Origin of the sequence: Erwinia sp. AnSW2-5 (genome assembly GCF_045107195.1) — a bacterium.
Taxonomy (GTDB): domain Bacteria; phylum Pseudomonadota; class Gammaproteobacteria; order Enterobacterales; family Enterobacteriaceae; genus Erwinia.
In genome coordinates, this window is record NZ_JBJGXA010000024.1 from 1 (window position 1) to 24,874 (window position 24,874).

The 24,874-nt window shown below is 55.9% G+C and carries 29 protein-coding genes; 18 read left to right on the top strand and 11 right to left on the bottom strand.

Translation table 11 applies throughout. From position 1 onward, the window contains the following. Window positions 1-317: 317 nt before the first annotated feature. Together ACFL9S_RS16045 and ACFL9S_RS16050 are read right to left on the bottom strand one after the other, a co-directional pair. Window positions 318-1,031, bottom strand: coding sequence for an SDR family oxidoreductase (locus ACFL9S_RS16045; RefSeq protein WP_405262889.1), 714 nt, complete (start codon window positions 1,029-1,031; stop codon window positions 318-320). 100 nt (window positions 1,032-1,131) lie between these two features. After that, complete coding sequence (locus tag ACFL9S_RS16050) at window positions 1,132-2,040, bottom strand: LysR family transcriptional regulator (RefSeq protein ID WP_405262890.1); 909 nt, start codon at window positions 2,038-2,040, stop codon at window positions 1,132-1,134. 111 nt (window positions 2,041-2,151) lie between these two features. Here ACFL9S_RS16050 and ACFL9S_RS16055 point away from each other — a divergent pair, with 111 nt between their 5' ends. Continuing rightward, window positions 2,152-3,525 carry a DHA2 family efflux MFS transporter permease subunit gene (locus ACFL9S_RS16055; protein ID WP_405262891.1) on the top strand — a complete coding sequence of 458 codons (1,374 nt, stop codon included), beginning with the start codon at window positions 2,152-2,154 and terminating at the stop codon, window positions 3,523-3,525. Here ACFL9S_RS16055 and msrA read toward each other — a convergent pair. Beyond that, window positions 3,522-4,058, bottom strand: coding sequence for a peptide-methionine (S)-S-oxide reductase MsrA (msrA, locus tag ACFL9S_RS16060; protein WP_405262892.1), 537 nt, complete (start codon window positions 4,056-4,058; stop codon window positions 3,522-3,524). The genes ACFL9S_RS16055 and msrA overlap by 4 nt on opposite strands. A gap of 317 nt (window positions 4,059-4,375) precedes the next feature. On the opposite strand from msrA, the gene ACFL9S_RS16065 reads away from it, so the two are divergent. The 5 genes from ACFL9S_RS16065 to ACFL9S_RS16085 are packed head-to-tail and all read left to right on the top strand — an operon-like array spanning window position 4,376 to window position 9,614. After that, window positions 4,376-5,692: an MmgE/PrpD family protein gene (locus tag ACFL9S_RS16065; RefSeq protein WP_405262893.1), complete on the top strand. Its 1,317-nt coding sequence runs from the start codon at window positions 4,376-4,378 to the stop codon at window positions 5,690-5,692. A gap of 15 nt (window positions 5,693-5,707) precedes the next feature. Further along, on the top strand, window positions 5,708-7,057 hold the full coding sequence (locus tag ACFL9S_RS16070) for an LLM class flavin-dependent oxidoreductase (RefSeq protein ID WP_405262894.1): 1,350 nt from the start codon (window positions 5,708-5,710) through the stop codon (window positions 7,055-7,057). Window positions 7,058-7,060: 3 nt separating this feature from the next. Then, complete coding sequence (locus ACFL9S_RS16075; RefSeq protein WP_405262895.1) at window positions 7,061-7,957, top strand: ABC transporter substrate-binding protein; 897 nt, start codon at window positions 7,061-7,063, stop codon at window positions 7,955-7,957. Continuing rightward, window positions 7,954-8,856: an amino acid ABC transporter permease gene (locus ACFL9S_RS16080; RefSeq protein ID WP_405262896.1), complete on the top strand. Its 903-nt coding sequence runs from the start codon at window positions 7,954-7,956 to the stop codon at window positions 8,854-8,856. The genes ACFL9S_RS16075 and ACFL9S_RS16080 overlap by 4 nt, the downstream gene beginning before the upstream one ends. After that, the gene (locus ACFL9S_RS16085; RefSeq protein WP_405262897.1) at window positions 8,853-9,614 is read left to right on the top strand and encodes an amino acid ABC transporter ATP-binding protein; all 762 of its coding nucleotides are present in this window, start codon (window positions 8,853-8,855) and stop codon (window positions 9,612-9,614) included. Before ACFL9S_RS16080 ends, ACFL9S_RS16085 begins: the two co-directional genes overlap by 4 nt. Window positions 9,615-9,659: 45 nt before the next feature. Here the strand turns inward: ACFL9S_RS16085 and ACFL9S_RS16090 are convergent, their stop codons facing one another. Next, window positions 9,660-10,319 (bottom strand): DUF1345 domain-containing protein, encoded by a 660-nt coding sequence (locus tag ACFL9S_RS16090; protein ID WP_405262899.1) that lies wholly within the window; start codon window positions 10,317-10,319, stop codon window positions 9,660-9,662. Between ACFL9S_RS16090 and ACFL9S_RS16095 the strand changes: the two genes are divergently transcribed. From ACFL9S_RS16095 to ACFL9S_RS16110, 4 genes are all read left to right on the top strand, one after another. Then, on the top strand, window positions 10,318-10,494 hold the full coding sequence (locus tag ACFL9S_RS16095) for a hypothetical protein (RefSeq protein WP_405262900.1): 177 nt from the start codon (window positions 10,318-10,320) through the stop codon (window positions 10,492-10,494). The genes ACFL9S_RS16090 and ACFL9S_RS16095 overlap by 2 nt on opposite strands. 218 nt (window positions 10,495-10,712) lie before the next feature. Beyond that, entirely contained in the window at window positions 10,713-11,738 is a 1,026-nt protein-coding gene (locus tag ACFL9S_RS16100; RefSeq protein WP_405262901.1) for a methionine ABC transporter ATP-binding protein, read from the top strand. Continuing rightward, a complete protein-coding gene (locus tag ACFL9S_RS16105) occupies window positions 11,731-12,399 on the top strand; it encodes a methionine ABC transporter permease (protein WP_133846739.1) in 669 nt (222 codons plus the stop codon). The genes ACFL9S_RS16100 and ACFL9S_RS16105 overlap by 8 nt, the downstream gene beginning before the upstream one ends. Before the next feature lie 18 nt (window positions 12,400-12,417). After that, window positions 12,418-13,230, top strand: coding sequence for a MetQ/NlpA family ABC transporter substrate-binding protein (locus ACFL9S_RS16110; protein WP_405262902.1), 813 nt, complete (start codon window positions 12,418-12,420; stop codon window positions 13,228-13,230). A gap of 65 nt (window positions 13,231-13,295) precedes the next feature. Here ACFL9S_RS16110 and ACFL9S_RS16115 read toward each other — a convergent pair whose 3' ends face one another. Then, window positions 13,296-14,090 carry a lipid II-degrading bacteriocin gene (locus tag ACFL9S_RS16115; RefSeq protein WP_405262903.1) on the bottom strand — a complete coding sequence of 265 codons (795 nt, stop codon included), beginning with the start codon at window positions 14,088-14,090 and terminating at the stop codon, window positions 13,296-13,298. A 181-nt stretch (window positions 14,091-14,271) separates the two neighbouring features. Between ACFL9S_RS16115 and ACFL9S_RS16120 the strand changes: the two genes are divergently transcribed. The 4 genes from ACFL9S_RS16120 to ACFL9S_RS16135 all read left to right on the top strand — a co-directional run bounded on the left by ACFL9S_RS16120 (window position 14,272) and on the right by ACFL9S_RS16135 (window position 17,110). Beyond that, complete coding sequence (locus ACFL9S_RS16120) at window positions 14,272-14,673, top strand: hypothetical protein (RefSeq protein ID WP_405262904.1); 402 nt, start codon at window positions 14,272-14,274, stop codon at window positions 14,671-14,673. 204 nt (window positions 14,674-14,877) lie between these two features. Next, window positions 14,878-15,609: an amino acid ABC transporter ATP-binding protein gene (locus ACFL9S_RS16125; protein ID WP_405262905.1), complete on the top strand. Its 732-nt coding sequence runs from the start codon at window positions 14,878-14,880 to the stop codon at window positions 15,607-15,609. Window positions 15,610-15,629: 20 nt separating this feature from the next. After that, window positions 15,630-16,298 carry an amino acid ABC transporter permease gene (locus ACFL9S_RS16130; protein WP_405262907.1) on the top strand — a complete coding sequence of 223 codons (669 nt, stop codon included), beginning with the start codon at window positions 15,630-15,632 and terminating at the stop codon, window positions 16,296-16,298. A gap of 20 nt (window positions 16,299-16,318) precedes the next feature. Further along, a complete protein-coding gene (locus tag ACFL9S_RS16135) occupies window positions 16,319-17,110 on the top strand; it encodes an amino acid ABC transporter substrate-binding protein (RefSeq protein WP_405262908.1) in 792 nt (263 codons plus the stop codon). Window positions 17,111-17,324: 214 nt separating this feature from the next. Here ACFL9S_RS16135 and ACFL9S_RS16140 read toward each other — a convergent pair whose 3' ends face one another. Continuing rightward, window positions 17,325-17,966, bottom strand: a complete 642-nt coding sequence (locus tag ACFL9S_RS16140) for a TetR/AcrR family transcriptional regulator (RefSeq protein ID WP_405262969.1) — start codon at window positions 17,964-17,966, stop codon at window positions 17,325-17,327. Between the two features lie 281 nt (window positions 17,967-18,247). On the opposite strand from ACFL9S_RS16140, the gene ACFL9S_RS16145 reads away from it, so the two are divergent. The 3 genes from ACFL9S_RS16145 to ACFL9S_RS16155 all read left to right on the top strand — a co-directional run bounded on the left by ACFL9S_RS16145 (window position 18,248) and on the right by ACFL9S_RS16155 (window position 19,511). After that, window positions 18,248-18,505, top strand: a complete 258-nt coding sequence (locus tag ACFL9S_RS16145; protein ID WP_405262909.1) for a YdgH/BhsA/McbA-like domain containing protein — start codon at window positions 18,248-18,250, stop codon at window positions 18,503-18,505. Window positions 18,506-18,540: 35 nt separating this feature from the next. Beyond that, window positions 18,541-18,798 (top strand): hypothetical protein, encoded by a 258-nt coding sequence (locus tag ACFL9S_RS16150; protein WP_405262910.1) that lies wholly within the window; start codon window positions 18,541-18,543, stop codon window positions 18,796-18,798. 107 nt (window positions 18,799-18,905) lie between these two features. Then, entirely contained in the window at window positions 18,906-19,511 is a 606-nt protein-coding gene (locus ACFL9S_RS16155) for a hypothetical protein (protein WP_405262911.1), read from the top strand. A 6-nt stretch (window positions 19,512-19,517) separates the two neighbouring features. On the opposite strand, the gene ACFL9S_RS16160 is transcribed toward ACFL9S_RS16155, so the two are convergent. The 3 genes from ACFL9S_RS16160 to ACFL9S_RS16170 are packed head-to-tail and all read right to left on the bottom strand — an operon-like array spanning window position 19,518 to window position 22,334. After that, window positions 19,518-20,429, bottom strand: a complete 912-nt coding sequence (locus ACFL9S_RS16160) for an alpha/beta hydrolase (RefSeq protein WP_405262912.1) — start codon at window positions 20,427-20,429, stop codon at window positions 19,518-19,520. Beyond that, window positions 20,416-21,276: an alpha/beta fold hydrolase gene (locus ACFL9S_RS16165; RefSeq protein WP_405262913.1), complete on the bottom strand. Its 861-nt coding sequence runs from the start codon at window positions 21,274-21,276 to the stop codon at window positions 20,416-20,418. The genes ACFL9S_RS16160 and ACFL9S_RS16165 overlap by 14 nt, the downstream gene beginning before the upstream one ends. 2 nt (window positions 21,277-21,278) lie before the next feature. Next, window positions 21,279-22,334, bottom strand: a complete 1,056-nt coding sequence (locus ACFL9S_RS16170) for a sugar phosphate isomerase/epimerase family protein (RefSeq protein ID WP_405262914.1) — start codon at window positions 22,332-22,334, stop codon at window positions 21,279-21,281. Between the two features lie 184 nt (window positions 22,335-22,518). Here ACFL9S_RS16170 and ACFL9S_RS16175 point away from each other — a divergent pair, with 184 nt between their 5' ends. Continuing rightward, complete coding sequence (locus ACFL9S_RS16175) at window positions 22,519-23,121, top strand: TetR/AcrR family transcriptional regulator (protein WP_405262915.1); 603 nt, start codon at window positions 22,519-22,521, stop codon at window positions 23,119-23,121. A 54-nt stretch (window positions 23,122-23,175) separates the two neighbouring features. On the opposite strand, the gene ACFL9S_RS16180 is transcribed toward ACFL9S_RS16175, so the two are convergent. Next, window positions 23,176-23,928 carry a hypothetical protein gene (locus ACFL9S_RS16180; RefSeq protein WP_405262916.1) on the bottom strand — a complete coding sequence of 251 codons (753 nt, stop codon included), beginning with the start codon at window positions 23,926-23,928 and terminating at the stop codon, window positions 23,176-23,178. 24 nt (window positions 23,929-23,952) lie between these two features. Next, window positions 23,953-24,837, bottom strand: coding sequence for a putrescine utilization regulator PtrR (gene ptrR / locus ACFL9S_RS16185; protein ID WP_405262917.1), 885 nt, complete (start codon window positions 24,835-24,837; stop codon window positions 23,953-23,955). Between the last annotated feature and the right edge of the window lie 37 nt (window positions 24,838-24,874).

A 24,874-nucleotide genomic window follows, 5' to 3' on the forward strand; every position in this document is an offset into this window, starting at 1 on the left:
GAATCCCTGAATCCCTGAATCCCTGAATCCCTGAATCCCTGAATCCCTGAATCCCTGAATCCTGTGATAGGTGCACGTGATCATACTGGTACGAAGGGGGGAACGGAATTCACCTATCAAAGGGAAAAGAAAAAAGTGGCGGGGGAGGGCGAAGCAGAGGAGAGATAAACCAGCCAGCACTGCACCCTGTCAGCTGACGGGAAGCAATGTCCGACTGGTTCAGTCAGCGGATTATTCGCACAGCTCGTTCCAGTAACTGAAGCGGACATGCCGTTTCAGTGTGAAAAAAAAGGCCGACTGCATGCTGTCCTCCTGGGTTAACGGTGGGCACTGTCCCGACGTGGGCGAACCGCCACATCGGTAATCTGCGTATCCTCAGTGGCATTCACCACCAGTCGAACTGCGGCGGCGACGGATTCTGGGGTGCTGTAGGCGAGCGGGTCGATGGCCGCGACGTCTCCTGCGCGTTCGCGACTGAGGCGATTCATCGGGGTATCGGTTGGGCCAGGAGAGACGGTGGACACCCGCACGCCGTGTTCACTTTCTTCCGTGCGCAGCGCATGGGCCAGCGCATTCAGGGCAAATTTACTGGCGGAATAGACCGCATGCCCGGCAAGCGCCAACGTGCCTGAACCGGAATTGATAAAGATAACCTGGCCCTGCTGCTGGCGCAGGGCAGGCAATGCCAGGCGGGTCAGTTCAGCGGGTGCAAACAGATTAATGGCGAACTGCTTCTGCCAGAGTGCAGGGGTGGCCTGTTCAACGGTGAGCCGTTCGGAAATCGCGGCCGAATGCACCAGAACATCCAGCGCGGGCAAACGAGAAACAAATTTTTGTACTGCATCATTATCCAGCAGATCCAGACTGACTGCTTCCACATGTTCATACTGTTCCAGCTCGGCCAGCGCAGGGGCCGAACGGCCAACGGCATAGACCAGATGGCTCTCCGCCAGTTCCCGGACAATCGCCAGTCCGATACCGCTGGTGCCGCCGGTGACGACAGCAACAGGACGCTGAAGGGGTTGATTCACAGGATTCTCCTCTTGATGGAATCCTCCGACGTTACCACCCACGCAAAAGACAGACGAACGACATATTCTGCTTAGTATTACCAGCGGGCGGCATTACTGCTCACGGGACTGAATGCGGAAAAGCCGCCAGCAGGGCATCAATCGCGTGTCGCAGCCGTTGTGGCATCGCCGGCGTTTTCAGCCATACGGCATAGATCGGCAGGCTGGTGCCACGGCTCTCCGGCAGGATCTCAAGCAGCTGCCCTCCGCGAATATCGTCATTCACCAGCCAGTGCGGCAACTGGGCAATACCCTGGCCTGCTTTACAGGCGGCATAAACGGCACTCATGGTACTGAGGCGCAATCGATCGTCAGGCAGCCAGTGCAGCAGTTCATCTTGCTGATTTTTCAGTAACCACGGCTGAGAACGTCCCTGCTCCAGTAGCGCCAGGTGCGGATAAGCGCGGAGGTTGTCCAGGTGACTTATCAACGGAGCCTGTCCCACCAGGGCTGGAGAGGCGCACAGCAGCAACGGCTGTGAACCCAGATGACGCGCCGTCAGGTCGGCATGCTGCCCCGGATTACCAATACGGATCGCCAGATCCACGCCGTCGGCAGCGAGGTCAATGCGTTGGGTGGAGAACTGCATATCGAGTGCCAGTGAACTCCAGCGCTGTGTCAGCGGCAGCAACACCGGTAGCACCCATTTCTCACCAAACAGGGGAGGGGCACTCACCCGCAGCCGCCCGGTCGGTTCACGGGCATGTTGTGCCACGCGGTTTTCTGCCGCATCCAGACTGCTCAGAATGTGCAGACAGTCCTCATAGAAACGCTGACCTTCGCTGGTGAGGGAGAGTGAACGCGTGGTGCGCTGAAACAGTTTGACCTGCAAACGGGATTCCAGCCGGGCGACGGCCTTACCAACGGTAGAACGTGACTGGCCAAGCTGTTCAGCCGCCAGACTGAAACCGCCCGCCCTCGCTGCCTGTACGAAGGCTCGGATACTGTTAAGTCTGTCGCTGTTGATCATACGCACACCATACTGGCGATAATAATTCGCCAGTATGGCGAAAAAATCGCGTAAATGAAGATATTAAATCGTGTCACGCTAAGGGCATTCTGATTTGAGGCATCTTCTGCTATGGCAAACCCGTCACAGTTGTTCCGCTTACAGGCCGGTATCTGCCTGGCCAGTTTTCTCGGGTGTATTGATTTCACCATCGTCAACACCGCACTGCCTGCGCTGCAGCGGCAGTTTTCTGTGGGCGTCGATGCGGTCCAGTGGGCGATGACCCTGTTTGTCATGGCGCTCTGTTGCTGCATGGTTCTCACCGCACGCCTTGCAGAGCATTTCGGGCAGCGGCAGGTACTGTATGCCGGCATGATCGGGTTTGGCCTGGCGTCGCTGGGTGCCGGGCTGTCACCCGATCTGGCAATACTCAATCTCTTTCGTCTGTTGCAGGGGGCAGGCTGTGCCGTGCTGTATACCGCGACAGCCGCGATCCTGGTGGAGGTGATGCCGGTATCGCAGCGGGGCAGGGCGCTGGGGCTGCTGTTTGCGGCCAACGGAGTGGGCCTCGCGCTAGGGCCGGTCGCGGGAGGAGTGTTGGTCTCTCAGTTTGGCTGGCGTTCCATTTTTCTGCTGAATGTGCCCTTTATTCTGCTCAGCTTTGCGCTTTGCGTGGGCAATATTCCGGGTCATTCCGCACGTCGTCACCTGCGTCTGGATTATCCCGGCTGGTTGCTGATGGTGAGTGGACTAGTGCCGTTGTTGCTCTGGGCAAGTTATGTCGCGCGCTGGGGCTGGCTGAGTCTGCCATCACTGATTACGCTGGGCATCGCCATCCTGTTACTGGCCGCCTTTGTGCGGGTAGAACAGCGCACGCAACAGCCGCTGATCGATTTCAACGTGCTGCGGGAGAAGGCATTCCGCCGGGCTTGTGGATTATCCGTATTGCTGGCGATGTTTTACTGTGTGGCATTTATGCTGATGCCGTTCAGGCTGATTGAGCTTTATGCGTTAAGCGACGCGCAGCTTGGTCTGATGCTGTTGCCGGTTACGCTGGTGATGGCGCTGGTGTCTCCGCTGGCAGGCAGGCTGGGCGATCGCCTTGGCCCCTGGCCGGTTATGGCAACCGGATTCACGCTGCTGGCGGCATCGGCACTGTTGCAGAGCACTTTCAGCAGCACGCTGTCGGTGTATTGGGTGATAGCGGCTTTTGTTCTGATGGGCATGGGATGGGGCGCGATCCTCGGGCCTTCTGTTGCCGCTGCGCTGGGTGCATTACCGCTGTCACAGCACGGACAGGGGATAGGGATTTCATGGACGCTGCATAACCTGGGCGGGGCGGTGGGTCTGGCGGTGGCGACGCGTCTTTATCAGGCGGGCGGGGCGGTTCTGGGCTATCAATGGGTCATGTGGTTGCTGGCAGTGCTGTCTGGAGTGGGGATGGTCACGGCGGCGATCTCAATACGCCGCGCCAGCCCTGTATCCGCTGGCGCGGGGGAGAGTTAACCCGTGACGGTTTTTGCCGCAAAACGCTTACGCAGTTTTTGCAGCTTGGGTGGGATAACCGCCAGGCAGTAACGATTCTCCTGGCCTTCTCCTGCCCAGTAATCCTGGTGATAGTCTTCGGCCGGATACCAGGTGGCATCGGCTTCGATGGTCGTTACGACCGGGTCGGTGTGCTCGGCCTGAGCACGTGCAATGGCCGCTTTGGCTTCTTCTGTCTGGCTGGCGCTGTTAGGAAAAATCGCCGAACGGTACTGGGTGCCGATATCATTGCCCTGACGGTTCAGCTGGGTCGGATCGTGCGTGGCGAAGCTGATGTCCAGCAGATCGCCGTAGCTCACTTTTTCCGGGTCAAAAGCAATGCGGATGGCTTCCGCATGTCCGGTATCGCCGTTGCAGACCTGTTTATAGGTCGGGTTTTCGGTATGACCGCCGATGTAACCGCTCTCCAGTGACTCCACGCCGTTAATCTGTTTAAACACCGCTTCGGTACACCAGAAGCAGCCTCCGGCGAGGGTTGCGTATTCTGTCGCCATCTGTCACTCCTTCAGGAATATTCCTGCTGTTGGGCCGTTGATATAAGGATCACCTTAGCGTGTTACCCCGCAAGGTCAATGCGTTTTTCGATCAGGCCGCGCAGTCGCTGATATCGCGATCAACCCTGCTCATCCTGCAAGGGTAAAAACAGGATGTTATGAAAAAGATACCGTTCATAACATTTTTCTTTAGTTTATTTTGGAATGTCCTATAACCGTTGGTTATTGGCTGGCGGCGTTCTAAGCGAAGAAAATAACACTAACTTATAACGTATTGATTTATGTCAATACCTTATTAAAAAAGGTGTCTTTTGAACATGTCGCTTACCCCGCTGCTGGCGCAGACCATTTTCAGCCTCCATCCTGGCGAACCTGAACGTCGCAATGCCCGTGACGGGGTAACGGATTATTTCGCCTGTCTGTTTCCTGTACTGCATGGCAGCGTTATCGACGGCGGGCTGGATGCGATATTCCGCGTTTATCCGGCGGAGCATTCCGTCGAGAATCTTGCCTTACAGCTCGGCTATATGAGCCACTCGCTGGATTTCGATGATTATCATGCGAACTTTCGCGGCCATCCCACCACGGTCGTGCTCTCCACGCTGCTGGCACTGAGTAAAGAGAGAGGATCGGTCAGCGCAGAGGGGTTTATCGATGCCTATATTGTCGGTGTGGAGCTGGCTGGCCGCCTGGGAAAAGCCATCGGCACGCGACACTATTCCGCAGGATTCCACAGCACCGCCACCCTGGGCACGATTGCCGCTGCGGGAGCGGCCTGTCGTCTGCTGGCGCTCAGTCAGGCAGAAACGCAGGTTGCCCTCGGTCTGGCGGCAACGCAGGCATCGGGGCTGCGCAGCCAGTTCGGTTCAGCCGCCAAACCCCTGCATGCCGGGCTGGCCGCACGCAGTGCCGTTAACAGTGTACTGCTGGCGCAGGCCGGATTTCGTGCGCAGAGCAACGGTGTGCTGGAAAGCTTCCTGCAGGCGCTGGGCTTTGGTGTGGAACAGCCCGCTGCATTGCTCAGCGGCTGGGGCCAGCCGTGGCGCATCGTGGAACCGGGCCTGGAGTTTAAACGCTATCCGACCTGCGGCGGTACTCACAGCGCAGCAGAGGCGGCGTTTGTCCTGCGCGAACAGCGGCTTGCTGCCGGGCATGACGTCAGTACGGACGACATCGAACGAATTGAGGTCAGCTTCCCGCCAGGCGCGGATACGGCACCCAATATAATTGCACCGAAAAACGGCGTGGAGGCGCGCTTCAGTCTTGAGTACGTCATTGCCGATGCCTTGATTAACGGCAGCGTAGCGCTGGAAAACTACAGCGAAGCCCCGGTAAAACCTGCCATTGCGGCGTTAGCTGCGCGGGTGACCCGCCAGCCCGACCTGACGGCTCCGGCCGATGAGCTGGACCCGGATCGGCGTTTTCATCGCGTCACGCTGTGGCTGCGCGATGGCAGTACCCTGAGCCACTGCGTCACCCGTCGCGCCACTGCCGCCGCTTATACCGATGTGCAGGCCAAATTACATCACAGTCTTGCCGCACTGCCTGCGCCGCAGGCGCAGAGCATCCTTCACGATGCCCGCCTGCCGGATGCTGCCGCATTACACCGTCTTATTTTTCTGATTAGCCAATAACGAAAAGGATCTCCCATGTCTGTGCAAAAAACGTCGTCACGTCAGTTGCGCCTTGGTCTGTTTGTTCAGGCGCTGGGCCACCATGTAGGCGGCTGGCGTGCGGAAGGGGCCAAAGGGTCACCCACTGACGTTGACTGGTTTACCTGGATTGCCAAAAAGGGTGAAGAGGGTAAGTTTGATATGTTCTTCGTCGGCGATGCGCTGGCCACCAGCGTTCACCGCCTGCCGTCCACCATGTCCCGTCTGGAACCGCTGACGCTGCTCTCCGCGCTGGCCGTGCAGACGCAGCACATTGGCCTGGCCGCGACGGCGTCCACCACCTTCGACCAGCCGTTCCATCTGGCGCGCGCGCTCTCCTCGGTGGATCACATCAGCCAGGGTCGCGGCGCGTGGAACGTGGTGACCTCGTTCTCTGTTGATGCCGCGCGCAACTTCAGCCGCGCAGATCTGCCCTCCCATGCGGAACGTTATGACATGGCGCGCGAATTCCTCGATGTCACCTTCAAGCTGTGGAACGGCTGGGAAGAGGGGGCCATCGTGCGTGAAAAAGAGAGCGGCCGTTACTCTGACGAAGCGAAAATCCATGCCGCCAACCACAACGGAAAATACTTCCAGGTGCAGGGACCGCTGAATATTGCCCGTTCGCCGCAGGGACGCCCGGTGATCATTGAGGCCGGTTCTTCTCCGGCAGGCCAGAAGCTGGCAGCGGAAACCGCCGAAGTGGTGTTCACTGCCGCCGCCTCGCTGGAAGAGGGCCAGGCTTTTTACCGCAGCCAGAAACAGTTCGTGCGTGAAGCCGGACGCCATCCTGACCATCTGCTGATCCTGCCGGGCGTAATGCCGATTGTTGGCCGTACCCGCGCAGAAGCGCAGGAAACCTGGAACCAGCTGAATGAGCTGGTGGACATTGATAACGGTATTGAGCAGCTGTCGGCACGCTTTGGTGTGGATATGACCGCTTACCCGCTGGACGGTCCGGTACCGGAAATTGGCGGCACGGAAGGTGGCCAGAGCCGCGTGAAGCTGCTGACCGAGCTGGCCGCACGCGAAAACCTGACTCTGCGCCAGCTGGCGGCCGTGGCAGCAGGCTCCCGCGGTCACCGTGTGATTGTCGGAACGGCGCAGGATATCGCCGATGATTTCCAGCTGTGGCTGGAGCAGGAAGGGGCCGATGGCTTCAACATTATGCCTGCCGTGCTGCCAAACCAGCTGGAACTGTTTGTTGAGCTGGTGGTGCCAGAGTTACAGCGCCGTGGCCTGTTCCGTACCGAATACCAGTACCGCACCCTGCGTGAAAACCTGGGGCTGCCGCCGTTTGATGAAAATTTTGCCGCCGTCCCCGCGCTGGCGACTGAGAAGGAATAACTGATGAAACTCTCTGCTCTGACTGCTGCTCTGCTGGCTCTGGTGCCACTCACTTCTGCACTGGCAGCTGACCAGGACGTGGCGTTTAGCGCCAGCGTCAAACCGAAGGCTGACGCAACGTTACATGCCCAACTGCCGGAAGATATCCTGAAAAAAGGCTATATCGTGGCGGGCACCAACCCGAACACGCCGCCAACCACCTTCTATCAGGCGGATAACAAAACCCTCGCGGGACGTGAAATTGATATCGTCAGTGCGGTGGCCGATCGTCTGGGGATCGCCGTGCACTGGCGTGATACCGGTGGATTCGACAATATCATTCCGGGTCTGAAATCCGGCCGTTACGATCTGGCCGCCTCGAATATTGATGCCAACAAAAAGCGCCTGCAGCAGGTGGATTTTGTCGGTTATTACAATGCATCGAAGCTGGCGCTGATCTCGCGTAAAGATGCTGAACTGGGGCCATTTAACACCTTCGCTGAACTGTGCGGTAAAACCGTTGGCGCAGGGGCGGGCACTTCTCAGATCACCCGCCTGCAAACCGCCAGCGATGCCTGCATCGCCGATAAAAAACCGGCCATCACTATTCCTGTCTTCCCGGATCGTCCGGCAGGTGTTCAGGCTGTGATGAGTGGCCGTGTACCGATGTTCTTCGGGCCGTATGAAGGCCTGCGCTATCAGGCCAGCCAGGTGAAAGCCCTGGCGCTGGCGGGTGAGATCACCATCGAAGACACCATTGTATCGATGGCGCTGCCGAAAGGCTCACCGCTTGAGAAACCGATTCAGGCGGCGCTGAACTCGCTGATCAACGATGGCACCTATCAGCAGATCCTCGATAAGTGGGAAATCGGCTTTGGTGCGGTGAAAACCGCCGGTCTGAATGAAGAGATCGCGAAATGAGTCAGCGGCCTGACGACCCCGGCGCCGGGCTGCGTATTGTCGGGCATCGTCACTACGGGCGCTGGTTCAGCGCCCTGATCGTGCTGCTGCTGGTGGCGCTGATGGGATCGTCGGTGGTCAGCAACCCGCGTTTTGAATGGGACGTGGTGGCGCAGAACCTGACGGAAGCCTCTATCCTCAATGGCGTGATGATGACCCTCAAGCTGACGGTGATCTCCGTGCTGTTCGGGTTTGCCGGCGGCACGCTGCTGGCGCTGATGCGTCTGTCGGCCAACCCGGTGCTGGTGGGTGTCAGCTGGGCGTATACCTGGTTTTTCCGCGCGGTACCGATGCTGGTGCAGCTGTTTCTCTGGTACAACATTGCCGCGCTGTATCCGAAGCTGACGCTCTCCCTGCCGTATCTGGGCACGCTGTGGAGCGCCAGCACCAACGAAGTCATCAGCCCGTTCAGTGCGGCGGTGATTGCGCTGGTGATGCACCAGTCTGCTTATGCCGCTGAAATCATCCGCGCCGGGATCCAGAGTGTGAATCCGGGCCAGCTGGAAGCCGCTAAAGCGCTGGGCTACCGTCCTGGCCAGATTTTTCGCCAGACCGTGCTGCCGCAGGCGATGCGCACCATTTTGCCGCCGGCCGGTAATGAGGTGATCGGTCAGTTGAAAACCACCGCTGTCGTATCGGTGATTGCGCTGCAGGATGTGCTCTATTCGGCACAGATTATCTATCAGCGCACCTATGAAGTGATCCCGTTGCTGCTGGTGGCGACCGCCTGGTATCTGCTGATGACCTCGGTGCTGTCGGTGGGGCAGCATTATGTCGAAGTGTGGTTCAGCCGGGGGAATGCGCCGGTGAAAAAACGCTGGTTCCGCAAAGCCGTTGAACAACAGGAGGCGCAGTCATGAGTGAACCGATCCGCCTGCGCGGCATTCACAAACAGTTCTCCGGCAAAACGGTGCTGCGGGATATCAATATGGATATTGCCGCCGGATCGGTGACGGTGATCCTCGGGCCGTCCGGCTCGGGTAAATCCACGCTGCTGCGCTGCATTAACCATCTTGAGAAGCTGGATGCCGGCACCATTCACGTCGGCGAGTCGCTGGTGGGCTACCGTCGCAGGGGGCAGCATCTGGTGGAATTACCGGAAAAGCGCGTGGCCGTGCAGCGCCAGCGCATTGGGATGGTGTTCCAGCAGTTCAACCTGTTTCCACACCGCACCGTGCTGCAAAATATCAGCGATGCCCCGTTGCGTATCCGCCGCGAGAAACGGTCTGTGGTGGAAGCGCGTGCGCTGAAACTGCTGGAGCAGGTCGGGCTGGCGCACCGCGCTCAGGCCTGGCCACGCGAGTTATCTGGTGGTCAGCAGCAGCGTGTGGCGATTGCCCGCGCGCTGGCGATGGAGCCGGAAGTGATGCTGTTTGATGAACCCACCTCAGCACTGGACCCGGAGCTGGTGGGCGAAGTGCTGCAGGTGATGAAACAGCTGGCCCATTCCGGTATCACGATGGTGGTGGTGACCCACGAAATCGGCTTTGCCCGCGAGGTGGCCGACAATATCGTGTTTATGGATAACGGCCAGGTGGTGGAAAGCGGTAATGCCTGCACGTTGCTGGACAACCCGCAGCATCCGCGCCTGCGCGAGTTTCTGGCCAGCGTGCTTTAATGTCATTCTGCCTCCTCCCGGAGGCAGAGGTTTTTCCTGTGCCACCTAGCTTAACAACCCCGCCGCGACATTCACGGACAACCCCAGAATCGCCAGATTAAACACAAACGAGATCACCGACTGAAGCAGGGCAATCTGGCGCATGTCGGTGGTGCCTGTTGCCACATCGGCGGTTTGCGAAGCGACGGCCACGGTGAAAGAGAAATAGAGAAAATCCCAGTATCCCGGTTCGTCGGGCTTTTCCGGGAAGATCATCGGCGTGACGTCCGGCGTGCGATGCAGATAGTGGTGATGGGCGTAATGCATCGCAAAGGCGGTGGGAAGCAGCGCCCAGGAGAGGATCAGCGTGCTTGCCGTCAGCAGCAGATGGAGAATGCGCGGTGTTCCACTGAGATCTTTCAGCGACGTCAGTTCCATCAGAATAGCCAGAATGCTGATCAGACAGGCGAACGTCACCAGACTCAGCACCAGCGTGGCACTTTCATCCTGGGTTCTGGCGATATGGGGAATATCTTTCGCCGCAGTGCGCAGCATGCGATACCACAGAAAAAACAGATACAGCAGGGCCAGCACGTTCCAGCCGATCAGCAACCGTTGCAGGATGCCCAGTGACGTCGGCAGGGCGAAGAAACACAGCAGTCCGGCGACAATGGATATCAGCAACCGGAGGCGGACATGGAGGTAATGACGCAGGGAAAGACGCATGGTTTCAGCTGTTTTTCACAAGAGAAGGGTAACCTTAACTGTAACTGATAACGTCCTTGCGAGCCGTTCTTATCCGAACAAGAATCAGGTCCTGAACAGCGAGGCTTTCGACCAGACCGGCTTCCGTGACAACGAGGAAGGCAGAGGAACAGGAACCCTGGTCGGTTTTATCTGAGGAGATCCGGATAATCATCGGCTGGGGATTAACACGTCTCTCAACGTAATAGCCCTCATATTCCATTTGGTTATAAACAATGTCTTTTCAGTCGTTTCCAATAATTCCCGGTCTGATTAATATCGTTTGGCAATTAGTGCTACCAATAATGTACGCATAATAATCAGTTTAATTAATCAGCGTTTTTCGCTGGTACGACGGCAGAAAACAGGCATCAGATGATAGTTTTGCGCAACGTTTCAAAAATATTTAACGCCAAATCAGGCCCGGTGACCGCCGTTGATGATGTCAGCCTGCAGGTTGAGCAGGGGCAAATTTACGGCATTATCGGCTACAGCGGGGCAGGAAAAAGTACCCTGATCCGTCTGCTGAATGGACTGGAAAAACCGACTTCCGGCAGCGTGATCATCGCCGGACAGGATATCGCGCAGGCCAGTGGTGAAGCCCTGCGCCAGGCACGCCTGAAAATCAGCATGGTGTTCCAGCACTTCAATCTGCTGTGGTCGCGCACCGTCAGTGAAAATATCGCCTTCTCCCTGCAAATTGCCGGCGCGCCAAAAGCGGTGATCCAGCGCCGGGTGCAGGAACTGATCGCGCTGGTGGGCCTGACCGGTAAAGAGCAGGTCTATCCTGCGCAGCTCAGCGGCGGGCAGAAACAGCGTGTCGGGATCGCACGTGCGCTGGCGAACAGCCCGGATGTGCTGCTGTGCGATGAAGCCACTTCGGCGCTCGATCCGCAAACCACCGACTCCATTCTCGATCTGCTGCTGGATATCAATCGTCAGCTGAAACTGACCATCGTGCTGATCACCCATGAGATGCATGTGGTGCGTAAAATCTGTCACCACGTGGCGGTGATGGAAGACGGTAAAATCGTTGAAGAGGGCGAAGTCCTGTCAGTGTTTACTCACCCGCAGCAGCCGATTACCCGCATGTTTGTTAAGCAGACATCGGAGTACAGCAGCGCAGACACCCCGTTTAATCCTGAGCTGATTAATGCCGATGAGGGCGCGGTGGTCAGGCTGACGTTTGTCGGTAAAAGCACCCAGCAGCCGATAGTCGGTGAGCTGACGCTGAAGTACGCCTTACCCTTCAATATCCTGCATGGAAAAATGACCCAGACCACCAACGGCACCTTTGGCGAGCTCTGGTTGCAGGTGCCTGCGACGCCTGCCCAGCTGTCGAACATTCTCGACGATTTACATGCTTATGCCATTACTACCGAGGTCGTCACCCATGTTTGAGAACCTGTTCCCACATTTGAAACTGGATCAGCTCTGGGCCGCCACCGGTGAGACGCTGTATATGACCGCGCTGTCCGGCGTGGCGACGTTTGTGTTCGGTATTGTGCTCGGACTGGCGCTGTTCCTGACCGCACGCGGCGGACTGTTCCAGAACCGCGCGATTTATTCGGTGATCTCGGTGCTGGTCAACGTGTTTCGCTCGATTCCGTTCATCATTTTAATCGTGTTGTTGATCCCGTTTACCAAAACGCTGATCGGCACCATTCTCGGCGCGGATGCCGCGCTGCCTGCCCTGATCGTCGGTGCGGCCCCCTTCTATGCACGCCTGGTGGAAATTGGCCTGCGTGAGGTCGACAAAGGCGTGATTGAAGCGTCGCGTTCGATGGGCGCGCGCCTCAGTACCCTGATTTTCCGCGTGCTGCTGCCGGAATCCTCTCCGGCACTGGTGTCAGGTATCACGGTGACCCTGATTGCATTAGTCAGCTACAGCGCGATGGCGGGTGTGATTGGCGCGGGCGGCCTCGGTAATCTGGCGTATCTGGAAGGTTTTCAACGTAACCACGGCGATGTGACGCTGGTGGCGACGGCAATGATTCTGGTGATTGTCTTTATCATCCAGTTCTTAGGTGATGTGCTCACGGCACGGCTCGACAAACGTTAACTCTTTAGGAAAAACAAAATGAAAAAAACACTGACGCTGCTGGCTGCGGCCACCCTGGGCGCACTGAGTCTGAGTGCATGGGCCGATACGCTGACCGTTGGCGCCTCCAACGTGCCGCACGCTGAGATCCTTGAGCAGGCGAAACCGATTCTGGCGAAGCAGGGCATTGATCTGGAAATCAAACCCTTCCAGGACTACATCCTGCCGAACACCGCGCTGGCCAGCCGTGACATCGATGCTAACTATTTCCAGCATATTCCTTACCTGAACAGCGTGCTGAAAGATCACGCCGGGGATAAAACTTACGATTTTGTCAGCGCTGGCGCTATCCATATCGAGCCGATTGGCATCTACTCGAAGAAATACAAATCGCTGAAAGATCTGCCGCAGAACGGCAAAGTGATCATGCGTGATGCCGTCGCTGAAGAAGGCCGTATTCTGTCTATCTTCGAGAAAGCCGGTGTGATCAAACTGAAAGCGGGCGTCAGTAAAATTGATGCACGTATCAGCGATATCGTGGAAAACCCGAAACACCTGAAATTCCTCGCCAATGTTGAAGGTGCGCTGCTGCCGCAGATGTACAACAATGACGAAGGCGATGCGGTGGTGATCAACGCCAACTATGCGATTGATGCGGGTCTTGACCCGGTAAAAGGCCCGATTGCCGTAGAAAGCGGTGAGAATAACCCGTACGCGAACATCATTACCGTGCACCGTGGTGATGAGAACAAGCCGGATGTGAAAGCGCTGGTGACCGTGCTGCATTCAAAAGCGATTCAGGACTGGATCCGTACCAAATACAAAGGCGCGGTGATCCCGGTTAACAACTAATTAGCATTTTACTATTAATGGAGGGGTCAGTTTATATTGATCTCTCTTTTTTTTATTTTTTTAAATTAATGCCCGGATAGTTTAAAATTGGTTATCTCTCCATTTATATTGATTTTATACGCCTCACCATTAAATTTTTCCCCTAAAAAACTGCCTATTGTGGTTAATGCCTCAGCAATCCGCGTTCGATGTGTGCTGGGATTAAAGTCATATGTATCCTGAAACCCTCTAATATTCCCAATAAAGGACCACTCTCCTGATTCTAGTCGAGTGAACGTCCCCTCCATTCTCAATGTTATATTTCCCAGGTAAAGTCCTGATGAAATATTATCAAGACCTGTATCGTAAGCGAATTTGTAATCGAATTTATAATTCCCTGGTGCACTCATTGACATTATTTCATTGCTGAATCCAGTTATTTTATCAGGAGGCAGGGTTAATCCTATATTTCCAATATCAATGTCCATCTCACGCCCATTCCCCCAAAGAAAATTTGCTAAAGCTGACACTATGCTATAAGGCCCTCCCTTTAATGTGTTATTCATGTCGCTAATCTGGAAATTCTTCCAGCCAGCTGTTTGGTCCATATATGCTATTGCGGATGACGAGCCGGGGTAGCCCTGATCAAAAAACACCATTTCCCGGCACCACGCCAGAAGACCTTTAAGATCACCCTTTTTAGCCAGTTCCTCCCCATGCAAAGGATCAAATGCTTTACCGTTGGATATCTGCATTATGGCCATGGCCTCGGCCTGACTGGGAGGAACAGATGTAGCCCCACCCGCATTAAACCCCCCATAGCTCCCAGTTCCTCCTGCAGATACTGCTGGTGCTGTGACCACCATTGTTCCTTCACTCATGATATATCTCCTTATTACTAGATTAATAATTCAGGAATCATTCTGTGCTGATGATATAGAAAAAATATATAAATTTAGGGAGAAAAATGGGATTATTAATTTAATTTATTGGGTTTCTAACGTTATCAAATGAAAATAAATGTTTTTTAACGTAAAATAAAATTATCAAAGAAGGTTGTTTATGAGTAAGATTTTTTTTCGATCTGTATCAGCTGTTCTCATTGCTATGATTATAGTAACGGCTGGCATCGCCTTACTAGCCTATTTACGAACAGGAGCATATTTATACAGTGATAAAAACGTGGAGGAATGTGTGGCTTACACACCGGAACAGGCAAAAATGCGTGTACTTCAGTATATACTTCGTGATGATAATGGTTGGAAAGATTGGCAATCAGCCCTCGTGTCGGCTAATAATGCGGGTGTTAACTTTGTGGATTGTGATATCAATAATCAAGGAAGATTTTGGCTTGTGCCTTTCTATGAAAACCGGAAGCCAGAAACACTTAATTTCGGCATGCTAGATTGTGGAACGTTAGTTGTTGAGTTCGCTTCTGAAAAACAATCCTCCAGTGATTATTAAACTGCATTATTTTGCCTTCTTGTAATTAAGGTGAGGTTTTCCCAGCTTTTTTAGTGAGGTTAATACTTTAAACGCAGGATGATAGTAAATTGAAGGATCTTTTTTCTTCTCCAATTATCGTATAACCTTATGTTTTTTAAGCATTCGTTTACTCATTTCTGCAACGCTACACTGCCTGGATGTCATTTTTTACCCGGGGCGACGATGATATCGGTTAGCGGATTAAATAAAAAATTCCAGCATTATCATGCACTTAATGATATTCATTTCACTGTTGAACGGGGTGAGGTGATCTCAATCATCGGCCCTTCCGGTTCCGGAAAATCTACTCTGTTACGCAGCCTTAATCTGCTGGTGAAACCCGACAGCGGTCAGCTGACGATGGGCGATATGTCCGTTGATGTCCGTCGGCTCAGCCGCAGTGATACCCGCCGTTTTCGCCGTCAGAGCGCGATGGTGTTCCAGCATTACAATCTGTTCCGCAATAAAACGGCGTTAGAGAACATCACTGAAGTGCTGATCTACGGGCGCGGCTTTTCGCGTGCGGATGCCACAGAGCGCGGCATGGCGCTGCTGACCAGCGTGGGGCTGGCGCACAAAGCGGCGGCGTATCCGGCCACGCTGTCCGGCGGCCAGCAGCAGCGGGTGGGCATCGCCCGTGCGCTGAGTCTTGAACCTGAGGTGCTGTTGCTGGATGAACCGACCTCATCGCTCGACCCGGAATTACGCCGCGATATTCTTAACCTGATTGCTGCGCTGGCGGAACGGGATTTCACCATGCTGATTGTCACCCACGAGATGCATTTCGCCCGCGATATTTCCAGCCGCCTGTTCTTTATGGAGCAGGGCCGGATTATCGAGCAGGGTCCCCCCGCCGTACTGTTCGATATCGCTGGTGACGGCCGTGCGCGGCACTTTCTTCATGATGTTGCCTGATCGCAACAGGGAGGTTATTGATGCATTTTGATGTGGCTTACATGCTGGGCATTATCCCCCAGATCCTTCAGTACCTGCCGGTGACGCTGACCATTTCACTGTTCTCCATTGTGCTCGCCACCGTTTTAGGGTTGGGCGTGGCCTTACTGTTGCGTGCAGCGCGTCCGCTGGCGGCCTGTGCCCATCTGTATATCTCTTTCTTTCGCGGCACGCCGGTGCTGGTGCAGCTGCTGATGATCTACTTTGGTTTGCCGCAGGTGTTTCCGCTGATGAACAACCTCGATGCCATTCACGCGGTGATCCTGGGGCTAAGCCTCAACAGCGCGGCCTATCTGGCCGAAGTGTTTCGTGCGGCGATTGATTCCGTGGACGAAGGGCAGTGGGAGGCCTCGCTAGCCTCCGGCCTGGGCAGCTTTCAGGCGGCGCGGCGTATTGTGCTGCCCCAGGCGTGCCGCAATGCGATCCCCGGCGCGGGCAATATCTGGATTGGTCTGATTAAAAACTCCTCGCTGGCGTTCACGCTGGGCGTTAGCGAACTGCTGGCGGGCGGCAAGCTGATCGCCACCGAGTCACTGAAATTTTTTGAAGCCTATTTCGCCGTGGGCCTGGTGTACTGGGCGCTGACCATTGTGCTGAGCGAACTGCAGCGACAGCTGGAACGCTATATCGGCAAACCTTATAACGTCTGACCAATCGGGAAAACAGAACAATGAAATGGAAAAAAGTAGCGCTGATGGCCTGCGCCCTGTCGCTGCTGAGCGGTTGCGACAAGCCGTCTGACTCCGCAAACGAACAGCCGGTTTTACGCGTGGGCGCTACGCCGGACGGTTACCCGCACTACTTTGTGCAGGACGGTAAGATTCAGGGATTTAGCGCGGAGATTTTGCAGGCGGTGGCCGATAAAATTCACTACAAAGTGGAGTGGGTAACCTCTGACTGGGTCGGTGTGCTGGGATCGCTGGAAACCGGTAAGGTCGATACGGTCGGTAACTTTGCCGATACCCCGGAACGGCGGAAAAAGTATGATTTCAGCGTGCCCTATTACTACTCTGCGGCCGCACTGGCGGTGAGTGAAAACAACACCACCATCCACGGCCTGGGTGATATGACAGGCAAAACCGTGGCGGCGGAGCTTGGTTCCAATTATGCGAAGGTGCTGAAGGAGTTTGACCCGCAGAACCAGATTAAGCTGGTGACCTTTGAAGGGATGGATGTGATTGTCAGCAGCGTGGCGCAGGGCAAAGTGGATGCGTTTGTCTCCGGTCAGGTGATCCTGCTGGGGCAGATTAAGCGCAAACATTTGCCGCTGAAGGTGGTGGGTGAAACCTTTGGTGAGAAGCAGGTGGCGCTGCCGTTCCGTAAAGATGAGCGGGGCAGCGCGCTGAAGGCGAAAGTGGACCAGGCGCTGGGCGAGCTGCGCGCAGATGGCACGCTGAAGAAAATTTCTGAGAAGTGGTTCGACAGCGATCTCAGCGTCAGCCATCAGCCGGCAAAAGGATAACTGCATGTCTCTGCATCTTGCCCTGTTTCTGGACGCTTCTCCGGGTGCCAGGTGCGTCAGATGCATTCTTCAACGACGTGGTGCCGTTGTTGTGACAGGAAAGAGGCGTATTCCGCGAGGAGTATCCGTTGGATACGCTGCGCGGGCATTTGGGGCTGGAACGCCCGCCGCGCTGAGGACATCAGGCAAAGCGGAAGGGAGAACCCTTCCGTTTTCAGCCGCGTGGTTGACTTAACACCGGCCACTGCAACATCAGCGTATCAATCAATTGATCCAGCTCTGCGTGCGTCGCCCCTTCACGTGCGCGTACTGACATGCCCTGCAATAGGCAGCAGAGATACGCCGCCAGCGCACTGACGCTGGTGCGCGGGTCAAGCTCTCCGGCGGCCTGGCGTGCCTGCAAAAACGCCAGCAGATGCTGTTCCTGATTGTTATGTCGGTCGCGCAGCATCTCAGCCACTTCCGACGAATCCGCTGACAGGGTGCTGGAGGTACAGATAAAGAAGCAGCCTCCGGGTTTTTTACCATCAGTGAAACAGGCGGCCGTTGAACGGAAATAGTTTTCTATGCCGCTGGCGACGCAGCTTTCCGGGCAGGCCAGCGCGGCTTCACTCTGGCGGGCAAACTTCTCCGTGTAGCGATCGACGGCGGCGCGGAACATCCCTTCTTTATTGGTAAATTCCGCATACAGCGTTGGCGCTTTCGCGCCCGTGGCTTCGACTAAATCCGCCAGTGATGTTCCTTCGTAGCCATGACGCCAGAACAGTTCCAGCGCTTTATCCAGCGCGGCTTCCCGGTCAAATGTTTTTGGCCGTCCCCGGCTTTTTCGGATGCCTGCGTCCTGCTCAGTATTCATCATTCCTCACTTACGCAATCCCGCTCGGTCATTAAATTATCAATCAGTATAAAAACATTGAACCCGGCTGTCGAGCGGCGTTTTCATGTGCTGTGACCTTGCGTGAAGAAGAAAAAAACATAACTTTATTCGAAATAAATTCAATGTGTTAGTTATTAAATTATCGATCGTTAATAAAACAATGTTGACGGAGATCACAAACAGGCATAAAATTTACCTATCGATCGTTAATTAATAACGACGGCAACATCAAACCACCGAATTCAACTGAGAGTAAAATTATGAAAACCATCAAAATGACCCTGGCTGCTATCGCACTGACTTCTGTTTCTTTCGCCGGTTTTGCCGCTGATCTTGTTAATGCAGAACCTGTTCAGCAGCAGCAGGTGGGTGTAATTTCTGCCAGCGGTGCGTCTAACCTGTCTTCACTGGAATCCCAGCTGTCTGCGAAAGCTGACCAGGCGGGCGCTAAATCATTCCGAATCACCTCTGCTGTCGGCGACAATAAACTGAACGGCACCGCAGTGATTTACCAGTAATAGCGATGACAATGAATGAGCATCAAGGGGATAGTATGAAACGCAGCAAATCCGCCCTTGTTGCCGTCATCCTGAGCACGATGTCTGGTGCCAGCCTGGCAGCACTTCCTGAAGGGCATGTGAGTACGGTTCAACCTGCGGTGGCGACCACCTATGTCACCGGTAGCACCACGCTGGTATCACTGGACGTCCAGCTCTCGGGAACGCCTGCCGCCACTGCGGCCAGACCGTTAGCACTAGCCCGGGTAACGGGCGCGAACAGTCTGTATGGCACCACCATCAGCTATCACTAAACAGATTTTCTGAAAACCGCCGCTTATCCCGGCGGTTTTTTTATGCGTGAAACACATCGGCGCGCTACTATCGACAGGGAAGCCAGCCATGTTAATCAGGAGCAGGAATGACCATTCTCGGATGGGTGAGTGAAAAGGATCGCCATCACTCTCTGTGCCATACGTCGTATCTACCCGCGACTCACTTCTACGAAAAACACCAGTCCGCCCCGATTTATGCCGCTCCGCACGCGATTATTACTGCGGTCGCAGACTATGATATGCGTAACGATCGGGTCGCTAATGCACTGATGACGGTGCGCGAACTGCCGGGGAAGGCGCTGCGCCTGGGCAGGCCTCCGGCAAACCCGCAGCCTGAATTTGGCCTGCACACGTTTACCCTGTTGCAACGTCAGGATCATCAGATCTCGTTTGGCCTGGCGGGGCGTTTCTGGCAGCCGGATATGGGGATTATTTCGCTGCAGGATGCGGCTGACTTCGAACGGCTTCAGGGGCAGGGTGTTGCCCGGCTGGTGCTGCATTTTCATCTGCTGCCGGAGGGCGAGGCCTGGCGGTTATGTACTGAAACCTTTATCGGCTGCCCGGATACCCGTACCCGCCTCAAACTGCTGCCTTACTGGTTGCTGATCCGCGCGGCCAGTGGCCTGATACGTCGCCGGACGCTGGCGGCAATCCGACGGCAGGTTTCAGCGCCTGTTATGCGCGGGCGCTGAAGACTCTCAGATAAAGCGGGAAAGGCTATAGCAGCGTTCTGCCTCCTGAGTGATGCTGGTCATGTGCATTGCACCGTGGATCATGCCGTCGAGCCAGTGGAGGTTCACGTTCACGCCCTCCGCGATAAGACGCCGTGCAAAGGCCTCGCCTTCATCCCTTAGCGGATCGTACTCACACAGCAACAGTGTTGTTGCGGGTAAGCCGCGTGCCGAAGACATGTGCAGCGGGGAAAACAGCGATGTTTCCGGCAGCGGCTGCTGGCCAAGATACTGCTGCCAGCAGAACGCCATCACCTCTTTTGTCAGCCCGTAACCCTGACCATATGTCTGATAAGACGGTTGCGACAGGTTGGGATCCAGCGCCGGGTAGAGTAACAGCTGATGGTAAACGGCGGGTCCTCCCCGGTCCCGTGCCATCAGGCATACCGCTGCCGCCAGATTTCCCCCGGCACTATCACCCCCCACGGCAATCCGCGTGCTGTCCAGATCCCAGTCTGCGGCATGGTCGCTGATCCAGCACAGTGCCTGCCAGAAATCGTTTAACGGTACTGGCCAGGGGGATTCAGGTGCCAGCCGGTAATCAACGGAAAACACCACACACCCGGTGTTTTCTGCCAGCAGGCGACAGGGTCGATCCCATGCCGTGAGGCTGCCCAGGCACCATCCTCCCCCGTGAGCCCAGATCAACGCAGGGCGTTTTGTGTGCTGTTCCAGCGCGTAGGGCACATAGACCCGAACCGCGATAGCGTGACCATCGGCTGCGGGCACGGTGAAGCTGTGCTGATAGTGGCCATCGCGGGCTTCCCCCTGCTGCGCGATCAGACTGAGATCGGTCTGGTGGCGAAGTGCCGCCAGCGACAGCGGCTCCGCTGGCGTCTGCCCGGTAAGCCAGCCAGCAATATCTTTATTCAGCGGCATCGGTCATTCCTTGTAAAAATGGCAGAGCCAGACGACAGAATGCTTCAGGGCACTCTTCGGTAATAAAGTGACCGCAATTCTCCACCAGGGCGTGTTGCAGGTGCGGTGCGACGGGCTGCATCGTCAGATACGGCGCATCGCGGGTGGCATGTTCTGCGCCAATGGCCAGCACGGGCATCGGTAGCGGTGTCAGTGCGCGGCGCTGATTCTGGCGGATGGTTTCAGGTATGGCGCGATAATAACTGAAACCGGCCTGGAGCCGCCCGGGTTCGCTGTAGGCCTGGATATAGACCTCGGCCGCCACCCGGTGACGTTGCCATGACCATTTATCAAAGATAAAGCTGAGATAGGCGCGTTCGCGGCCCGTGGTCAGCGCCTCCGGCAGGTCGGCCAGCTGGTTAAACATAAAGTGCCAGAGGAAGATATTGTCCTGCGGATCGACAAAAATGGGCGGTGCGGGGGCCAGTCCGGGGATCACCGCTTCGGTCAGAATCAGGCGTTCAACCGCCTCGGGAAAATCGGCCGCCAGCGCGTAGCCTACCCACATACCGATATCGTGGCCGATGACCTGATAACGGGAGTAATCCAGCTGTGTCATCAGCTGGTGGGCCACTGCGGCGATATTCCCGGTGTCGTAACCCTCGGTGGGCGCTTCAGATTCTCCGGTGCCTGGCGGATCGATCGCCACGGCGGTGAAGCCGGACTGTGCCAGCGTTGTCATGACATCACGCCAGGTAAACCAGGTTTGCGGCCATCCCGGCAGCAGCAGCACGGCCGGGCCTTTCCCTTCGGTAACACAGTGCAGTTTTCGTCCTGCAATCCGCAGATAGTGGTGTTTCTTTTCCATGATCAGTTGATCCCTAACAGTGTGTTTATCTGCGCCTGGCTGACGCTGGCAGCGGCAAAATCATCAAACACGGTATCGGCCACGTTGATAATATGGCGTCGGATAAATTCGGCTCCTTCCCGTGCGCCATCCTGTTTGTTCTTCAGGCAGCACTCCCACTCCAGCGTGGCCCAGCCGGGAAAATCGTACTGCGCCAGTTTTGAGAAGATAGCCGGGAAGTTCACCTGCCCGTCACCGGTCGAGCGAAAACGTCCGGCGCGATCGGACCAGGACTGGTAACCCCCGTACATTCCCTGGCGTCCTGTCGGGACAAACTCGGCATCCTTAACGTGAAACATGCGGATAAAAGGATGATAGATATCGATAAAATCCAGGTATTTCAGTTGCTGAAGAACAAAGTGGCTGGGATCGAACAGGATTTTGCAGCGCGGGTGGTTCCCGGTGCGCTGTAAAAACATCTCGAAGCTGATGCCGTCATGCAGATCTTCTCCTGGATGGATCTCAAAGCACAGATTCACGCCCAGCTCTTCGGCTGCATCCAGCACGGGCTGCCAGCGGCGTGCCAGTTCATCAAAGGCACTTTCCACCAGCCCCGCCGGACGCTGGGGAAAAGGAAAGATATAGGGCCAGGCCAGCGAGCCGGAAAAAGTGCCGACATCCTCTAAACCCAGGCGTGATGCCGCTTTAAGCGTGGCCAGCAGCTGTGTTTCTGCCCAGGCCTGACGGGCCGATGGATCGCCGCGCAGTGCAGGTGGAGCGAAGCCGTCGCACAGCGCGTCATAGGCGGGATGCACGGCCATCAGCTGGCCGAAAATATGGCTGGTCAGTTCACTGATTGCCAGGCCGCGCTCCGCCAGGCGTCCGCGCAGATCGTCGCAGTAGGTCTGGCTTTGTGCTGCCGTATTGACGTCGAACAGACGGCTGTCCCATGCGGGGATTTGTAACGCCTTAAAACCGTTGTCCTGTGCCCAGGCCGCGACAGTGTCGAGGGTATTAAAGGGATAAATATCGTCGCTGAACTGGGCCAGATGCAGGCTGGGTCCTTTGAGCGTTTTCATGGCGTTTTCCTATTGGTTGTCGATCAACAAACAATAGGGCCGCAGCTGTTTTCTGGCAACACAGGATCGCTGTGGCAGCACAAAGAGTTCATCTTCCTGCGTGCGGGGTGATGGATTGACAGTGGGCTTTTGCACAATATGCAGGATAATAGGCACGGATTATCGTGACTTATCGGGAAACATTATGGCGGGCAGACCAAGAGAATTTGACCGGCAGACGGCACTGGTTCAGGCCCGGGATCTGTTCTGGCGACATGGCTATGAAGGCACCTCCATGTCTGACCTGGTGGCGGCGCTGGGGATCGCTTCGGCGCGTATTTATAAGGCGTTCGGCTCTAAAGAGCAGTTGTTTCGTGAAGCTATCGGCCATTACGAACAGCAGGAAGGGGGATTTGCTGAACGCGCCCTGCGGCACCCTGATATCCTGGTGGCCATCAGAGAGATGCTGGAACAGGCTGTCCGTTTATACGCCCGCCCCGAGGCGCCGCTCGGCTGTATGGTGGTCTCGGCGACGGGCGGTTTAAGTGATGATCATTCGCTGCTGAGTGAGTGGCTGGCGCAGCAACGCACATGCCGTACCCGGGGGATTGTTGAACGGGTGCAGCGGGCGGCGGATGCCGAGCAGCTGTTAGCGGGAACGGATACGGAATGCCTGGGAAACTATTACGCCACGCTGTTACATGGGCTGTCTGTTCAGGCCCGTGATGGCGTCAGTCGTGAAGCGCTCTTTTCGGTGGTCAGTTGTTCACTGCTGCTGTTGCAAAGTGCGCTGCGCGTGCCCGGATAACTGACGAGATCACGGACGGCACATCGCTTCCCCGCGCTGGCGCCCGTGATCTCGCTATTCTGCGGTGATATAGCGTTGCCGGGTGTTATCAAAGTGGTAATCGACGGTGATATCGGCCTTCTCGCTGTAGCAGTTAAGCCACACCATTTTCCCCGTGTTATCACTCTCTATATTCTGATAAATCGCCGTCATAAAGAAGCCGAACTGGCACTGGTGCAGCTGCGGATTGATCGTCTGGTCGGTATTGCCGGTTTTTTTATTGACGACACTGATACTGTCGATAGCAATGCCGTCAGGGCTGGCCTGATAGTGGCCGATAAAGCTGTGGGTTGGGGTTTGCCCCCAGAAAGGAATATCAACGCGCTGGCCTGTGATCTTGCCCTCTGCGGTATTGTCCAGCGACGCAGTGTGTTTCAGCGCGACGGCGTAGCGCTTTTCCCCCTGTTGCCAGTGGCCAGTCAGGTCGTCGCCCTGGCGCGTCAGGCGAAACGGGCAGGTCTGCGTATCAAATCCCTTCTTTGTCCCCTGAACCAGCGCGCGGTCGTAGTCGTCAGCGCCATGAACTTCGCAGAGTTCGAGCGTGTCAGCGGTGCGTTTACCGTATAACGGGATCGGGGCGCGATACTTATCGTAATAGTAGCTGCCCTTGATATTGAGCCCGCTGCCATAGCTGTCGTACTCCTGCAATGACAGATGTACCGGCCAGGCACCGAGCGAACCTTCGTAGTTATCCACCACATACCATCCGGCGTGGGCGCTGCCGGTGAGCAAAAGTGCGGCGATCGCCAGACCTGTTTTCATCTTCATGGTGATATTTTTTTCCCTGTATTTTTAGAAGGTAGCATCAGGTTCGTCGGTGGTACTGGTCTGTAGAAGCTGCGTCATGGCCTGTAAATTAGTGGATTGTGTGCCTTTGCGCCAGACCAGCCAGATGGCAATTTTGCCGCGCCCGTCGCTGAGCGGGTACGAACGTACGCTGTCCCTGCCGGGCATACTGTCCAGCATGCTGGCGGGGATCAGCGCCAGGCCTGCCCCGGCGCTGACGCAGGCGAGAATACCGTGATAAGACTCCATCTCAAAAATCTTACCGGGTGCGGCATTTTCCCGCGAAAACCAGTTTTCAAAATGCCGCCGGTAGGAGCAGTTGGCGCGGAATGCGTAGATGGTTGAACCGGATATGCTGGCAGCACAGGGCACTGGCGGATGATTCAGCGCTGCAATCAGCACCAGCTCTTCGGCAAATACGGCTACGCCCTCCAGTTGCGGATGCTTCGGCGGCCCGTCAACAAACGCGGCGCTGTACTGCCCGGCCAGCACACCATCGATCATATCCCCGGACGGCCCGGTGGTCAGATCCAGCTCAACCTGCGGCCAGCGTTGATGGTAGCGGGCAATCAGCGGCGGCAGCCTGACGGCAGCAAAACTTTCAATAGAACCCAGGGTAAAAATCCCTCCCGGTAGCTGGCCGGAAACACGTTGCTTCGCCTCCTCGGTCAGTGCCAAAATACGCCGGGAATAGTCGAGGAACGTTTTGCCGCTGTCGGTAATATGCAGACGCAGTTTTTCGCGTCGGAACAGGGTACAGCCGAGTTCTTCTTCCAGCTGCTTCAGTCGTGTGGAGATATTGGACGGCACCCGGTGTAACTTTTCGGCCGCCGCCGTGACGCTGCCTTCCTCCGCGATGGCACGGAAGATTTCCAGCTGAGCTAATTCCATATCATTCTCTTTTTGAGACAGTAATTTTCTCTATTAT